Below are 15,526 nucleotides of genomic sequence, written 5' to 3'. Positions count from 1 at the left end.
GAGCGCAGCCTTCACGACGCGACGTGCTCGTTGCGCAGCACTTCTTCCACCGGCACCGGCTTGAACGGATGCCGGCGCTGCACGACGAGCGTCCAGAACAGCGCGTACAGCGCGGTGAGCCCGAGCATCGCGCCGAACGGCACGTAGATGTCGCGCGCGTTCATGCCCGGCGGCGTGATGTACCAGATCGCGAGCACGATGCCGACGCTCGACACGATCTGCGGCAGCGGGAACAGCGGCGAACGGTACGGGCGCGGCAGGTCCGGGCGGCGAATCCGCAGCATCACGACCGACGCGGTGACGAGCAGGTACGCGGTGCCCCACGCGCAGGTCGCCGCGAGCACGAGGTGCAGGATGCTGTCGAGATTGCCGTTGATCAGCCACGCGTGGAAGATCGGCACGATTGCCGCCGCGACGATGCCGACCACCGGCGTCTTGAAGCGCGGATGCAGGTACGCGAAGCAGCGCGGCAGCGCGCCGTCGATCGCCATCCCGTACAGGATGCGCGGCAGCCCGGCCATCAGCGTGTTGATCGTCGCGGCGCCCGCGCACAGGAACGCGATGCCGAACCAGATGCGGCCGAAGGGCCCAAGCACCTGCAGCGCGAACGCGGGAATCGCGCCCGGCGTGTCGAGCAGGTGCGTGAGGCCGTCGGGGCTCACGGGCACGTTCGCAACCTGGCGGCGGATCGCCGCGCCGTAGAGGAACATGCAGATCGCGACGCCGACGAGGCCGAGCGCCATCGCGCGCGGAATCGTCTTGCCCGGCGCCTTCATTTCCGGCGCGAGCGGCGTGACGAACTCGCAGCCGACGAACATGAACATCGCCATCCCGACGAGCGACAGCACGGCCGGCACCGACGTGCCGACTTCCGAGCCGCCGAACCAGCCATCGAGATGCACGGCCGGCGCGGCCGCGAGGCCGAGGATGCCGAAGATCATCAGCGACAGCCACATGCCGGCCGTCAGCACGATCTCGAGCTTGCTGAACACCTTGATGCCGATGATGTTGGTGATCGCGAACGTGACCACGAGGCCGACGCCGACGAGCCACGAGCTGTTGTGCTTCTCGAACGCGGCATTCAGCGATTCGAAATTGACGAGCGCCATGATGCCGCTCAGGATCGTTTCCGCCGTACCGGCGAACACGTGCACGAGGAAATACGCGGAGATCGTGCCGGTGATCGCCCAGAAGCGGCCGAGCCCGCACGACAGGTAATCGTAAACCGAGCCGGCCGTCGGCAGCATCGCGGCGGCTTCCGAGAACGTGGTCGCCTGCGCCTGCATCATCACGAACGCGATGATCATCGCGACCGCGAACGCCCAGCCGCCCATCCCGAAGCCCGACGTCGCGGTGAGAATCACCGGGCTTGCCATGATGAGGCCGACGGCGCTCGCCAGCGCGGTCGGAAAGCCGACCGCACCCGCCTTCAGCGCCGTGCCGCCGCCTGCCTCGGCCGGCGTGCCGGCGGGCGCGCCGCCCGCGGCGCCGGTAATTCCTGACCATCCCGACATCTTCGTCTCCTTCCTGAACGGGCCCGAACCCGCGCTCCGGCAGCTATCGGGGCCCCATGCTTTGCGGTCGGCCCGGGGCGGCGCTTCAGCGCTTCGATTCCCGGGCCCCCTGTCGATCACACCTTGATCCGATGTCGAAAAAATACGCAGGCAAAATAATCCGGTCATAGCGCAAATCGGCAAACCGGCGGCGGCCGCGCTGCCCGCCGCCGGCGTGCCGTCACGCGATCACGCCGTTACGCGAACGGCACGGCCTCGAAGCCCGCCGCGAGCGCGTCGACGATCCGGTCGAGCTGCTCGCGCTGGATCACGAGCGGCGGCGACAGGATGATCTTCGTGCCGACCGGACGCACCAGCACGCCGTTCTCGCGCGCGACTTCCGCGACAGCATTCGCGTAGCCGGACAGCGGGTCGATCGGCTCGCGCGTGTCCTTGTTCGCGACGAGGTCGAGCGCGAGCATCAGCCCCTTGCCGCGCACCTCGCCGACCGCCGCGAAGCGTTCCGCGAACGGCTGCAGCGCTTCGAGCAGATACGCGCCCTGCTTCGCCGCATTCGCCGGCAGATCTTCCTTCACGACGATGTCGAGGCTCGCGATCGCGGCCGCGCATGCGACCGGGTGGCCCGCATACGTGTAGCCGTGCATGATCGCGCCGCCGAAATCGGCGTTCGCGGCGAACGCGTCCTCGATCCGCGCGTTCACGACCGTCGCGCCAAGCGGCACGTAGCCCGACGAGATCCCCTTCGCGAGACACATGATGTCCGGGCGCACGCCCCAGCCGCGGCTGCCGAACATGCAGCCGCTGCGGCCGAAGCCCGTCACGACTTCATCGGCGATCAGCAGGACGCCGTAACGGTCGCACACCTCGCGCACGAGCGGCCAGTAGTTGGCCGGCGGCACGATCACGCCGCCCGCGCCCTGGATCGGCTCCGCGATGAATGCGGCCACCGTGTCCGGGCTCTGGAACTGGATCTCGCGCTCCAGCATTTCCGCGCAGATCCGGCCGAGTTCTTCGGGATCCTGCGTGAACGGGTTGCGATACAGCCACGGCGTCTCGACGTGGAAGCAGCCCGGCAGGTTCGGCTCGTAGTTGCGGCGGAACACCGTGTTGCCGTTCACCGACGCGCCGCCGAAGTGCGTGCCGTGATAACCCTGCTTCAGCGAGATGAACTTCGTGCGGTCGGCCTGGCCGCGCACCTTCCAGTACTGGCGCGCGATCTTCAGCGCGGTCTCGATCGAATCGGAGCCGCCCGAGCTGTACAGCACGCGGCGCATCCCTTCCGGTTCGAGCAGGTCGATCACCTTCTTCGACAGCTCTTCCGCGCGCGGATGCGAAATCCCGTCGAACAGCTGGAAGTATTCGAGCTCGTCGAGCTGGCGCACGATCGCGTCCTTCACTTCCTGGCGGTTGTGGCCGACGTTCACGTTCCACAGGCCCGCGACGCCGTCGACGAGCTTGCGCCCCTGTTCGTCGAACACGTAGCAGCCGTCGCCGCGCACGATGCGGATCGGCTTGCGCTGCTTCATCTCGTTCGGGTGCAGCATCGGGTGCCAGAATTTTGCTTCGTTGTAGCTCATTGCAGTCTCCACGGTCGGATCGTTTGAACCTGGGTCGTCCGGGTTCAGGGTTCGAGGTTGATGCCGCGCGTCAGTGCGCGATGCAGACGGATTTGGTTTCGGTGAAGCCTTCGATCGCGTACTGGCCGAACTCCCGGCCGATGCCCGATTGCTTGTAGCCGCCGAACGGCATCGACGGGTCGAGCGGGATATGGCAGTTCACCCACACGGTGCCGGCCTCGATTTGCGGCACGAGGTTCATCACGCGCTTCAGGTCGTTGCTCCAGATGCTCGCGGCGAGGCCGTACGGCGACGCGTTCGCGAGACGCACCGCGTCGGCCGCGTCGTCGAACGGCACGACGACGATCACCGGGCCGAACACTTCGTCGCGCACGATCGCGCTGTCGGGATGCGGATCGGCGATCACGGCCGGCTTCACGTAGTAGCCGGGCAGGTCGTCGGCCGGCGTGCCGCCCGCGAGGAACGTCAGGCCCGCGCGGCGCGCGCCCTCGATGTGCTGGACGACCTTGTCGCGATGGTGCGCGGAGACCAGCGGGTTGATCTGCGCGGTCGTGTCGAGTCCCGCGCCGAGCTTCATCGACTGCGCGACGCCTGCCAGGCCGTCGGCAAGCTGCGCGAACTTGCTGCGGTGCACATAGATGCGCGACGCGGCCGCGCACACCTGCCCCTGGTTGAAGAACGCGCCGGCGGCGACGCCGTCGAGCGCCTGTGCGACGTCGATGTCGTCGAGCATCACGATCGGGTTCTTGCCGCCGAGTTCGAGCGAGAAGCGCGTCATGTTCTGCACGGCTGCCGCGCCGACCAGCTTGCCGGTCGCGGTCGAGCCCGTGAACGAGATCTTCGCGATCGACGGGTGGCTCGCGAGCGCGGCGCCGCATACGCGGCCGCCGGTGACGACGTTGAACACGCCGGGCGGCACGCCGGCTTCGCGTGCGAGCTCGGCCAGGCGCAGCGCGGTGAGCGGCGTTTCCGGCGACGGCTTCAGCACGATCGTGCAGCCGGCCGCGAGCGCGGGGATCAGCTTCCACACCGCGATCATCAGCGGGAAATTCCACGGCACGATCGCGGCGACCACGCCGACCGGCTCCTTGCGCGTATAGGCCGTATAACGCACGCCGGGCGGAAACGGGATCGACACGTCGAGCGTCTGGCCGGTGATCTTGGTCGCCCAGCCGGCCATGTAGCGCACGTATTCGACGCTCGCGCCGACCTCGATCGCGCGCGACACGTGAATCGACTTGCCCTGGTTCAGCGTTTCGAGCTGCGCGAGCGTTTCGGCGTCGGCCTCGATCAGGTCGGCGAGTTTCAGCAGGATGCGTTCGCGGTCGGCCGGACGCAGGCCGCTCCACACGCGGGTGTCGAACGCGTGCTTCGCGCTGGCGACCGCGCGGTCGACGTCGCGTTCGTCGGCGTCCGCGACCGTCGCGAGCCGCTCGCCCGTCGCGGGGTCGTACACGTCGAGTCGCGCGGCCGCGTGGGCGGGCTGCATTTCGCCGTCGATGAAGAGGCCGAAATCGCGCGCAACGAAAGTGCGCACGGTGTCGCTGACGGCGACGAAGGTCGTGGTGCTCATGGGCGTCTCGAGGATTGTCGTGGCTGGACCGCGTGCGTGTGAGGCACGCGGGCGTCGGATCACTGTATCGACGAGGGTTCACGCCCGGTGAGCGCAAATTGGCAGCGCGTGGGGAGAAGGCGGCGGGGTCGAACCGCGCGGGAGGTCGGGCGCGGCGAGGCGAGGTGAAAAGCCGGTACGGGAACGGACTGAAAGGCTAGTTTCTGAAACCGTGCCCCATCGACGCCAGGAAATCGTATGCCTGGTAATCCAGCCAGTAAATGCCGAGCGCAAGCGGGATCAGGAAATACAGCGAGTCGTAAGTCCCGCTTCGCACGGTTCTGATGATGAAGATCGGTAGTGCAATGCTCAAGGCGATGACCACCAGCGAAGCGGCAATGATTGCGACGTCCATGTTCGCGGCCCTTTGATTGTTATCGAAACGACGAGCGTGCATGGTCAGCAGCGCTTGGCGTGGGAATTCACGAATCGGCGATCGCGAAGGTTCGAAGTCCGGGCCGCAATTATCCGATGAATTACAGGAACAGCGCCCCCACCAGTTCGGTGCGGTTCGACACGCCGAGCTTGCGGTACATGCGCATCAGGTGCGTCTTGACGGTCGGCTGGCCGAGCGCGAGATCGCGCGCGATCTCCTTGTTCGAGCGGCCGTCGCGCACGAGGCGCGCGATCTGCTCCTCGCGATAGGTCAGCCGCTCCTCGCAGCCGATCCGGTGGATCCCGCGCCGCGCGCGCAGCAGCGGGCTCAGCGCGGCTTCGGCAACCGGCTGCAGCCGCGCGAGCGCATCGATCTCGCCGGGTGCGAACCGCCCGGCCGTGGCGTTACCGGCCGCGCTGCCGCGCGCGTCGCCGGCCCCGAAGCGCAACAGCGAGAACGCGCCGACCGTCCGGCCCGCGTCGCGCAGCCAGATCTCGACGACGTCGGCCACGTCGTGGCGCCGCAGGAAACGGGTCCAGTACGCGGACGCGTCGCGTCTTTCGTCAGGCAATTGCGACGCGAGCGTGACGACCGCTCGGTCGCCCGCCGCGCAACGCGACGGATGCAGCGGATCGAGCATCCGGTAGCGCGCGACATAGGTGCGATGCATCGATTCCGGCATCCCGAACAGCTCGAAATCGGCCGGCTCGCCGCTCTGGTCGAGCCGGTAGAACACGATCGCGGACGGGCTCGCGAACGCGTCGAACGCATCCACGCACGCGCGCAGCGCGCGTGGCCAGTCGTCGGAGGCCGGATCGGCGGGAACGGTTGGGAGCGGCATGGTGGAATCGGCTGGCGGCGCGAACGTCTCGAAAATCGAAGTTCGGGCCAGCCTATCGGCGCCGAAAAGCGCCGGTGAGCACAAATCGGCAAATCGTCCCGGTTTGGCGGCGGCGGCTGGTGTGGCTGGTGCAGCCGGGACGACACAGGCGCGCGACGACGCGCGCGCCGCGTGTCAGCGCGCGTTCGACGCGAACGTGTCGCAGGCGCTCAGCTCGCCCGATTCCATCCCGCGCCGCAGCCAGTACACGCGCTGGTCGCTGGTGCCGTGCGTGAAGCTCTCCGGCACGACGTAGCCCTGCCCTTGCTGCTGCAGCCGGTCGTCGCCGATCGCGGCGGCCGCCTTCAGCCCCTGCTCGAAATCGCCGGGTTCCATCAGCCGCTGGTTCGCGCGCTGCGCATTGTTCGCCCACACGCCGGCAAAGCAGTCGGCCTGCAGCTCCATCCGTACCGACAGCGCGTTTGAGTGCGCCTGGCTCGCCCGCCGGCGCGCGGCGTCGACCTTGTCGGAAATGCCGAGCAGGTTCTGCACGTGATGGCCGACTTCGTGCGCGACCACGTAAGCCTGCGCGAAATCGCCGCCCGCGCCGAAACGCCGGCGCAGCTCGTCGTAGAAACCGAGATCGATATACACCTTGCGGTCGGCCGGGCAATAGAACGGCCCCATCGCCGTCTGGCCCGTGCCGCATGCTGTCGGGGTCGAGTTCGTGAACATCACGAGCGTCGGCGGCTGGTATTGCGCATGCAGCTGGGTATTGAACACGCCCGTCCACGTACGCTCGATATTGCCGAGCACCTTGCGCGTGAACACCGCGCCCGGATCGTTCGCCGGCACGCCCTGCCGCTGCGTGGGCGCGGGCTGCGCCTGCTGCTGGCGGCCCTGCAGCGCCGATGCGCCTTCGAGCACCACGCGCGGGTCGATCCCGAAGAAATACGACGCGGCGAACGCGATCACGATCGTGCCGATGCCGATCGTCGCGCCCCGCCCGCCGCCGAACCCGCCGGCGCCACGGCGATCCTCGACGTTCGTGCTTTCCCTTTCGTCGTCCAGCCTCATTGCCGGCCCTCCCTGTTCCTGTCGATGGCCGGCGCGCGGGCGCGCAACCGGGCGATATGTTGTGTGGTCGCGGCACGATCGTTCGGCAGAGGCAACGCCTGTGTGCCGGGATCGCCGGCCCGCCGCTCCGCTCGCACGACGGAATCGGCCGGCCATGCGCCGCGCGTCGATACGCGGCTCGCCCGCGCTATTCTGCCGGGCTTTCGTGACTTATCGCAAAAATGTGGAGGATAGTGCGATTCGGCGCCGGACATCGTCAGCCTTTGCAAAATGGCCCGCGCCCGCCTCCGGTCGCCCGCTCCGGATGCCGCCCGCGTTCATCCCTTCGGCTGATACCGGCGCTCGCCGGCCCCGCCTAAAGTGACCGGAAATCACCCCTTTCCGGAGCACGACATGACACACCCGCCCCCCCGCACGATCGCAATCACAGGCGCCGGCACCGGCATCGGCGCCGCGTGCGCGCGCCGCTTCGCACGCGGCGGCGACCGCGTCGTGCTGATCGGGCGGCGTCAGGCGCCACTCGACGCGCTGGCCGCCGAGACGGGTGGCCTCGCGCTTGCCGGCGATGCCGCGAACGCCACCGACTGGGTCCGCTTCCTGCCGCATATCGCCGAACGCGTCGGCCGCGTCGACGCGCTCGTCGCATGCGCGGGCGGCCACGGGCTCGGCCGCGCGGACGAAACCGACGACGCGCAGTGGCGCGACGCGATGCACGCGAACCTCGACACCGCGTTCGTGAGCGCGCGCGCGTGCCTGCCCGACCTGATCGCGCAGCGCGGCAGCATCGTGCTGGTCGCGTCGATCGCCGCGCTCGCAGCCGGGCCCGGCGTGTGCGGCTACACGGTCGGCAAACATGCGCTGCTCGGGCTCGCGCGGTCGCTCGCGCGCGACTACGGGCCACACGGCGTGCGGGCGAACGCGGTGTGCCCCGGCTGGGTCCGCACGCCGATGGCCGATGCGGAGATGGAACCGCTGATGTCGGCGCACGGCGACACGCTCGACGGCGCGTATGCGCGCGTCAGCGCCGACGTGCCGCTGCGCCGCGCGGCCGCCCCGGACGAGATCGCGGCCGTGTGCGCGTTCCTCGCGTCGCCGGACGCGTCGTTCGTGACCGGTGCGACGCTCGTCGCGGACGGCGGCGCGATGGTCGTCGACGTGCCGACGCTCGCATTCGACAAGCTCTGATGCGCGCGGGCGCCCCGCCCGCGACACCCTTCGTTGCACCAGGCGCGTCGTGCGTACCCGCCGGCACGCCGCCGCCCGTCCGCCCCCACGACGCGCACCGCGCCGCCCGCTCGTTTCCCTGCCCCGAAAATCCGCTACCATCGACCGGTCCCGCCGCCCCGCCCGGCACCGCCTCACGTTTCGGACTTCGATGAACATCCGGTTTCTTGAAACCTTCGTCTGGCTCGCGAAGCTGGAAAATTTCCGGCTCACGGCCGAAAAACTGCACACGACGCAGGCCGCCGTGTCGAGCCGCATCGCGTCGCTCGAGGAAGCGTTCGACGTGCGCCTGTTCGACCGCAACACGCGCTCGGCCACGCTCACGCCCGCCGGGCGCCGCATGCTCGCGTACGCGGAGCGGATCGTGCGGCTCGACGGCGAAATGCGGCGCGACATCGACGCGGCGAGCGACGCGGGCCTGATCCGGATCGGCGTGATCGAATCGATCGTGCACAGCTGGTTTCCCGCGCTGATGGCGCAACTGCGCGAGCGCTATCCGCGCCTCGACGTCGAGATCACGAGCGACACGACGCTGCACCTGATCCGCCTGCTCAGCACCGACGGCGTCGACCTGATCCTGCAGACCGACCCGGTGCCGGGCCCCGACTTCACGAACCTGCCGCTGTGCGAATTCCCGGTGCGCTGGGCGGCCAGCCCGCGCCTCGGGCTCGGCGGCCAGCCGCTCGACGTCGCGCGCCTGGCCGAATTCCCGATCATCAGCTTCTCGCGCCACTCCGGGCCGCACGCGACGATCGAACGGCTGTTCGCGGCCGTCGAGCGGCCGGCCAGCATCAACTGCATCACGTCGGTCGCCGCGATGATCCGCCTCGTCGCCGACGGCTTCGGCGTGGCCGCGTTGCCGCCCGCGATCATCGGGCGCGAGCTGCACGAAGGTGCGCTGGAGCTGCTCGACGTCGAACCCGAATTCCCCGCGCTGCCGCTCGTCGCGTCGTACCGCAGCCAGGGCCTGCCGGTGGCCGCGCGCATCGCGGAACTGGCCAGCGAAGTCGCGCGCGCGATGCTGGCCGCCGCAAGCCACGCCAAGCCGGCGACGGTGACACCGACACCGACCACGGCCGATCGCGCGGACACCACACCCGCCCGCCCCGCGACGAAGTCAAAAGCCAGGACACCGGCGAAAGCGAAACGCACGACGTCATCCGCACCGCCCGCCACGTCCCCCGCGAAACGCCGCCCGCGCCGCTCATAAGAAAACCTGTTCACCGCGAATTTGTTTTCTTGTTGGACGGGCACGGCCCGTCTTCGGGACACTGCGGTTCCTGACACGCCCCCGTCACGAGGAACCCGCAATGACCCGCTTTTCCCTTCCGCACGGCCAGCTTTGCGTCTGGACGGATATCGACCCCGCGCACGAAGCCGATTTCAACGCGTGGTACGACCGCGAGCACATGCAGGAACGTGTCGCGATTCCGGGCTTCACGCATGCGCGGCGCTTTCGCGCGACCGATCGCGGCCCGCGCAAGTACCTCGCGCTGTACGTGACGGACGCGCTCGACGTGTTCCACGGTGATGCGTACCGGCGCGCGTTCACGCAGCAGACCGCATGGTCGCTCGCTAACTTCGAGCGCATGACGGGCACGCAGCGGCGCGTCGGCGAACTGACGATCGAGGCCGGCGACGGCGAAGGCGCGCATCTCGCGCTGTTCGTGCTGCCGCCGGATCGCATCGACGTGCCGCACCTGCGCGAACGCTTCGACGACGCGCTGCACGAACCGGGCATCCACGCCGCACGGCTCTTTCGCACCGCGCCCGACCTGTCCGCGCCGATCGGCGCCGATGCGGCCGCCCGCCCGGCCGCCGATGCGCTCGTGCTGATCGAAGGCAGCGATGCGGCCGCGACGCGCCGCGTGGCCGCCACGCTCGCCGGGCACGACGACGTGCGCACCTTCGCGCTGCTGTGGCGCGCCGCCGCGCCGCTGCATGCTGCACGCGGCGACGTCGAAATCGAGCCTGCTGCCGCCGCGCTGCCGGCCTGATCGCCCGCGCCGACCGCATCGCATGCGCGCGGCACGCCCGCGCATCGGCCCGGCGCTCCATCCCGTTCCCCTCACGACATGCCCGACACCATGAGCACTCTCGCCCAGCCCGCCGCCCACGCGCCCCGCCGCGTCCGCAACAGCCGACTCGCGACCGCGAGCATGATCGGCACGTCACTCGAGTGGTACGACTTCACGATCTACAACACGCTCGCCGCACTCGTCTTCAACCACCTGTTCTTCCCTTCGGTCGATCCGCTCGCCGGCACGATCCTCGCGTTCTCGACCTATGCGGTCGGCTACGTGTCGCGCCCGCTCGGCGGCTTCGTGTTCGGCAATCTCGGCGACCGCATCGGCCGCCGCGCGGTGCTAATGCTCACGCTCGTGCTGATGGGCGTGACGACCGCGCTGATGGGGGCGCTGCCGACTTATGCTCAGGCCGGCATCCTGAGCCCGATCCTGCTCGTCGCGCTGCGCTTCGTGCAGGGCGTCGCGCTCGGCGGCGAATGGGCCGGCGCGGTGCTGCTGTCGGTCGAGCACGGCGACCAGAAGCGGCGCGGGTTGTCCGCATCGTGGACGCAGATCGGCCCGTCGTTCGGCACGCTGCTCGGCACCGGCTGCATCGCGCTCGTGACGCTGTCGACCACGTCCGGGGACTTCCTGTCGTGGGGCTGGCGCGTGCCGTTCGCGGCCAGCGCGCTGCTCGTCGTGTTCGGTTTCTGGCTGCGCCGCGGCGTCGACGAAACGCCGCAGTTCGAACAGCTCGCCGAATCGCACGCGACCGCCGAGGTGCCGGTCGCGGACGTGCTGAAGTACCACTGGAAGCGCCTGCTGATCGCGGGCGGTTCGCGAATCGGTTCGGACGTGCTGTATGCGCTGATCATCGTGTTCACGCTGACCTACGTGACGACCGTGCTGCACCTGTCGCGCCCCGTCGCCCTGACGGCCGTGATGATCGGCACGGCCTGCAACGCACTCGCGGTGCCGTTCTTCGGCGCGCTGTCGGATCGCTTCGGCCGCCGGCCCGTCTATCTCGCCGGCGCGCTCGCCGGGATCGTGTGGGCGTTCGTGTTCTTCGCGATGCTCGATTCGGCGCGCCCGGGCGCGATCGTCGCGGCCGTCGCGATCGGCCTCGTGATCCACGCGGTGATGTACGGCCCGCAGGGCGCGTTCGTGACCGAGCAGTTCCCGACCCGCGTGCGCTATGCGGGCTCGTCGCTCGCGTACACGCTCGCCGGCATCGTCGGCGGCGGCTTCGCGCCGCTCGTGATCGCCACGCTGTTCCGGCAGACCGGCACGACGACGGCCGTGTCGCTGTACGTCGCCGCCGCGCTCGTCGTCACGTCGATCGCGCTCCTTGTCGCGCGCGAAACCGCGCACCGGCCGCTCGCGGATTGAACCCCGCCGAGAGTCGCTTCCTTCCTTCGGACTTCAAACGGAAACCCGCATGCAAACCCTGTCGTTCAACGTGATTTCCCGGCAACCCGCACCGGCCACCGTCGACGTCGAGATCGAGCGCGTCGTGATCGCCGGCTGGGCCGGCCGCGATCCGGCGGCGATCCGCGCGCATATCGACGAACTCGCGGCGCTCGGCGTTGCGCCGCCGTCGACCACGCCCTGCTTCTATCGCGTGTCGGCCGCGCTGCTCACGCAGGCGCCGTCGATCGGCGTGCTCGGCGCGCGCTCGGGCGGCGAGATCGAATGCGTGCTGGTCGACAGCCCGGCCGGCACGCTCGTGACCGTCGGCTCCGACCATACGGATCGCGAAGTCGAGGCCTACGGCGTCGCGGTGTCGAAGCAGGTGTGCGCGAAACCGCTCGGTCGCGACGCGTGGCTTTATGCGGATGTTGCCGATCACTGGGATGCAATCGAGATGCATGCGTGGCTGATCCCGCGCGACGGCGAGCGCGCGGCCTACCAGCACGGCGCGGTCAGCGGCCTGCTCGCGCCCGACGTGCTGTGGCATCGCTTCGACGACCGCCGCACGATGCCCGCGCGCTGCGCGATGTATGGCGGCACGGTCGCCGTGCATGGCGCGATCGCGGCGATGGGCGACGGCGATGCGTTCGAAATGGAACTGCACGATCCGGTGCTCGGGCGCAGCCTTCGGCACCGTTATGCGGTGGAGGTGCTGCCGGTCGTCGCGTGACGGGCCGGCACACGGGCACGACGGCGCTCCGTCGCCGCGCCCGTCTCTGCTAGTACGGCTGAAAGCAGTGATAGTCCGGGAAGTTGACCTGCGAGTTGTCGCAATACAGCACACCCACCAGGTTGGTGCACCCGCTCAACGCGAACATGATTGCCCCCGCAACCGACACTTTCCATCCGAAATGCAGCATTGCGCCCCCGGTTTCGCTTTATCGACGTTGCCGCCATGATGCTCACCGGACGCGCCCGGGTATGTGGAGAATTGTTGTCCCGCGGGTTCGTCGGTTCACCGGGACGCTTTCCCGTGCTCATACCCACGCCCGGGCAAAGCCCGCGGCCCGGGAAAGCGGACGACGTATCGCCGGCCCCGGCGCAAGCCGCGGCGGCGGCCGGCCGGCGCGCGCCGCCGCCGCCCGTCATGCCTTGAACGTGACCCACGGCTTCAACCGGACCGCGCTGCGAATGAGGCCGGCCTGCTCCTGCGCGTCGATCACGGGCCCGATCGGCTTGTAGGCTTCCGGCGCTTCCTCGATGCGGCGCTCGTCGCGCAGCGTCACACAGCGCCACGTGCCCGGCGCCTGCTCCGCGCGCATCCGCCGCACCGCCTGCCGGCGCACGCTGCGGCCGGCGCCGTGGCTGCACGACCACAGCCAGTCCGGATGGCCGAGCCCGGTCGCGAGAAACGACGCATCGCCCATCGATCCGGGAATCAGCGCGAGATCGCCGTCGCGGGCGGGGGTCGCCCCCTTGCGATGGATGTTCATCCCGTTTTCGCGCAGCACGACGTTGTGCGGCACGTCGACCACGAGTGCCGAGCGGGTCTCGCCGGTGAGCTCCGCCAGTTCCTTGCGAACCATCTCGGCAAGCACGACACGGTTGAGCCACGCATAACGCGCGGCGGTGCCCATCGCGACGAGATAGTCGCGCGCCAGCTCGCCGGAAAGGCCGTACAGGCCGCTTTCCGGATGCCTGACGCCCGCCGGCCATGCCGCGCGCGCCCGGTCCATCCAGCGTCGCCCGACGTAGAAGCCGACATCGCGCGAACCGCTGTGGATCATCACGACGACGTCGTCCTTCGCGAGTCCCGCCCGGTAGGCCGCATGCCGGTCGAACACGGCATCGACCACCTGCAGTTCGACGAAATGATTGCCCGAGCCCGGGGTGCCGAGGCAAGGGTCGCGGAACACCTCGCGCGACCCGACGTGCGCGTCGGGCGCGTATTTCGTGCTGCCGTCGAACCGGTCGAGGCCGATGCACGACGACAGTTCGTCGATGAGCCGGTCGCGGTCGACGTGCGCCCAGAGCCCCTGCGGCGCGACACGATCGACGAATGCCGCCGGGCCCGCGTCGAACAGCGCGCGGAAGGCATCGCTGCCGACCGGCACGTCGCGCCGGTCCGCGAGAATCGCGCGCGTCAGCCGCTCGACGAGCGCTGTCTCGAACGGCGCGAGCGCCGAGCGCTTGAGGCCCGTCGTGACGAGACGCATCCCGCAGTTGATATCGGTGCCGATCGCGGCGGGAATCACGAACGCGTCGTCGGTCGCGACGATCGAGCCGACGGGCGCGACCCCGCCCGGATGAAAGTCCGGCGTCGCGCAGGCCTTGCATACGCGCTGATGGCCATCCGGCGAACGGACGGCCGCGAACGCGAGCAACTGCTGGACGGCCTTCTCCTCGAGCGGGAGCGAAGCGGGCAACAGGACGGACGCCTGCGCCAGTTCATTGCGCAGGTGATAGATGCCGGCATGATGGTCGACACGGATGCCTTGCCGTTGCAAGGCCTTTTTTAAGCGAGGAAAGGTAGACATCGCTGCTGAAAATGAAAAAGGTACGACGCGACCTCCGGCATTCCGGCGGTCGTGGGTACCTTCCTGCAGCAGCGTCGAGGAAGGGAGCGCGGATCATAGCAGAACGCGATTGCGTTCGCGCGCCCCCGTTGCTCACTTGAGACACCCGAGCCCCGCCAGCGTCGCCTCGATCGCGGTATCGAGCGGCGTGACGGGCTCGCGGCCGAGCACCGCGGTCACCCGCGTGTTGTCCAGCCGGATCGGCTCGCGCCACAGGTAGCGCATCTCGAGCAATTCGCGCAGCGTCGTGACGAACGGCGCCGCGACCCACACGAACCACCACGGGAACTTGCGCATCGTCGGACGCAGCCCATGCCGCTGCGCGACGCGGCGCACGGCCTCCGCCATCTGCGTGCCGTCCGCGTCCCAGTGCCCGCCGAGGTGAAAGCGCGCGAACGGTTCGAGCGTGTCGCGCCGCTCGATCAGCTCGACCATCGTGCGCGCGGCGTCCGGTACATACGACCACTGATGCCCGACGCCGTCCCGCCCCGGCGCGCTGATGGCCGCAACCGGCTGCCCGGCCTTGACGAGCCCCGCCGCAAACCAGCTGTTGCCGGTGAGCTTCGGCCCGAAGAAATCGCCTGCGCGCACGATGATCGTGCGAACGCCATGCGCGGCCGCATCCTGCAACCGGCGCTCCAGCTCGACGCGGATCGCGCCCTTGCGCGTCGACGGATGCTGCGGCGCATCTTCATGCAGCACCGGAAACGCGTCGGCGCCGTAGTTGTACACCGTGCCCGGCAGCACCACGGTGGCCTGCTCCGCCCGCGCCGCCGCGATCGTGTTGTCGATCATCGGCAGCACCTGCCCGGCCCAGTTCCGGTAGCCGGGCGGATTCACCGCGTGCACGATCACGCTGCACCCGCGCGCGGCCCGGACGACCGCGTCGCGGTCCATCGCGTCGCCGCGCATCCATGCGATGCCGTCGCGCTCCACGGCCTCGGCGTCGAGCCCGCGCTTCAGCGCGCGCACCTGCCAGCCCGCATCGCGCAGCTGCCGCGCGACTTCCCCGCCAATCCCGCCGCTTGCACCGAGCACGAGTGCCTGCCGTTGCGTCCCGCCTGCATGGTTCGTCATTGCCGCTCTCCTTGAATGAACCGTCATGACACGCATTCTGGCGCGCCGGAGGCTATCAAGGAATTGCCGAACCCAATGGATCAGCTATACATTTATGCATGACCACCGATCTGAACTGGGAACGCTACCGCACCTTCCTGGCCGTGCTGACGGAAGGCTCGCTGTCCGGCGCGGCGCGGGCGCTCGGCATCACGCAGCCGACGGCCGGCCGCCACGTCGCGGCACTCGAGGCCGCGTTCGGCCAGACGCTGTTCACG

General features: G+C 69.3%; 15 protein-coding genes. 6 read left to right on the top strand and 9 right to left on the bottom strand.

All coding sequences use genetic code 11. The annotated features are described in order from the left end of the window. Positions 1-11 precede the first annotated feature (11 nt). The 6 genes from ABY44_RS09095 to ypfJ all read right to left on the bottom strand — a co-directional run bounded on the left by ABY44_RS09095 (position 12) and on the right by ypfJ (position 6,976). The gene (locus ABY44_RS09095; protein WP_021163647.1) at positions 12-1,514 is read right to left on the bottom strand and encodes an APC family permease; all 1,503 of its coding nucleotides are present in this window, start codon (positions 1,512-1,514) and stop codon (positions 12-14) included. Positions 1,515-1,750: 236 nt separating this feature from the next. Further along, positions 1,751-3,091 (bottom strand): aspartate aminotransferase family protein, encoded by a 1,341-nt coding sequence (locus tag ABY44_RS09090; RefSeq protein ID WP_060173262.1) that lies wholly within the window; start codon positions 3,089-3,091, stop codon positions 1,751-1,753. 70 nt (positions 3,092-3,161) lie between these two features. Then, on the bottom strand, positions 3,162-4,664 hold the full coding sequence (locus ABY44_RS09085; RefSeq protein ID WP_060173263.1) for an aldehyde dehydrogenase family protein: 1,503 nt from the start codon (positions 4,662-4,664) through the stop codon (positions 3,162-3,164). Between the two features lie 196 nt (positions 4,665-4,860). Beyond that, complete coding sequence (locus ABY44_RS09080; RefSeq protein ID WP_027789464.1) at positions 4,861-5,058, bottom strand: hypothetical protein; 198 nt, start codon at positions 5,056-5,058, stop codon at positions 4,861-4,863. Between the two features lie 121 nt (positions 5,059-5,179). Continuing rightward, positions 5,180-5,920, bottom strand: coding sequence for a helix-turn-helix transcriptional regulator (locus tag ABY44_RS09075; RefSeq protein WP_059683976.1), 741 nt, complete (start codon positions 5,918-5,920; stop codon positions 5,180-5,182). Positions 5,921-6,094: 174 nt separating this feature from the next. Beyond that, a complete protein-coding gene (gene ypfJ, locus ABY44_RS09070; protein WP_027789466.1) occupies positions 6,095-6,976 on the bottom strand; it encodes a KPN_02809 family neutral zinc metallopeptidase in 882 nt (293 codons plus the stop codon). A gap of 393 nt (positions 6,977-7,369) precedes the next feature. Between ypfJ and ABY44_RS09065 the strand changes: the two genes are divergently transcribed. From ABY44_RS09065 to ABY44_RS09045, 5 genes are all read left to right on the top strand, one after another. Then, positions 7,370-8,161 carry an SDR family NAD(P)-dependent oxidoreductase gene (locus tag ABY44_RS09065; RefSeq protein ID WP_060173264.1) on the top strand — a complete coding sequence of 264 codons (792 nt, stop codon included), beginning with the start codon at positions 7,370-7,372 and terminating at the stop codon, positions 8,159-8,161. Between the two features lie 190 nt (positions 8,162-8,351). After that, positions 8,352-9,410, top strand: a complete 1,059-nt coding sequence (locus tag ABY44_RS09060) for a LysR family transcriptional regulator (RefSeq protein ID WP_060173265.1) — start codon at positions 8,352-8,354, stop codon at positions 9,408-9,410. 100 nt (positions 9,411-9,510) lie between these two features. Further along, positions 9,511-10,197: a DUF4286 family protein gene (locus ABY44_RS09055; protein WP_060173266.1), complete on the top strand. Its 687-nt coding sequence runs from the start codon at positions 9,511-9,513 to the stop codon at positions 10,195-10,197. 78 nt (positions 10,198-10,275) lie between these two features. Beyond that, positions 10,276-11,595: an MFS transporter gene (locus ABY44_RS09050; protein ID WP_060173267.1), complete on the top strand. Its 1,320-nt coding sequence runs from the start codon at positions 10,276-10,278 to the stop codon at positions 11,593-11,595. A 49-nt stretch (positions 11,596-11,644) separates the two neighbouring features. After that, positions 11,645-12,346: a DUF2848 domain-containing protein gene (locus tag ABY44_RS09045; protein ID WP_060173268.1), complete on the top strand. Its 702-nt coding sequence runs from the start codon at positions 11,645-11,647 to the stop codon at positions 12,344-12,346. Positions 12,347-12,395: 49 nt separating this feature from the next. Here the strand turns inward: ABY44_RS09045 and ABY44_RS09040 are convergent, their stop codons facing one another. The 3 genes from ABY44_RS09040 to ABY44_RS09030 all read right to left on the bottom strand — a co-directional run bounded on the left by ABY44_RS09040 (position 12,396) and on the right by ABY44_RS09030 (position 15,269). Beyond that, entirely contained in the window at positions 12,396-12,536 is a 141-nt protein-coding gene (locus ABY44_RS09040; protein ID WP_166741967.1) for a hypothetical protein, read from the bottom strand. Positions 12,537-12,761: 225 nt separating this feature from the next. Continuing rightward, entirely contained in the window at positions 12,762-14,153 is a 1,392-nt protein-coding gene (locus tag ABY44_RS09035) for an RtcB family protein (protein ID WP_060173269.1), read from the bottom strand. A gap of 132 nt (positions 14,154-14,285) precedes the next feature. After that, on the bottom strand, positions 14,286-15,269 hold the full coding sequence (locus ABY44_RS09030; RefSeq protein WP_060193259.1) for an NAD-dependent epimerase/dehydratase family protein: 984 nt from the start codon (positions 15,267-15,269) through the stop codon (positions 14,286-14,288). A gap of 98 nt (positions 15,270-15,367) precedes the next feature. Here ABY44_RS09030 and ABY44_RS09025 point away from each other — a divergent pair. Next, positions 15,368-15,526 (top strand): LysR family transcriptional regulator (locus tag ABY44_RS09025; protein ID WP_431641127.1); only part of this gene is annotated, 159 nt, incomplete at its 3' end.

The sequence above is a fragment of the Burkholderia sp. ZZQ-2 genome (assembly GCF_050768715.1).
GTDB classification, from domain to species: Bacteria; Pseudomonadota; Gammaproteobacteria; order Burkholderiales; family Burkholderiaceae; genus Burkholderia; species Burkholderia cepacia.
Note: the sequence above shows the minus strand (reverse complement) of the source record. Positions and strands in the feature narration are given on the sequence as shown.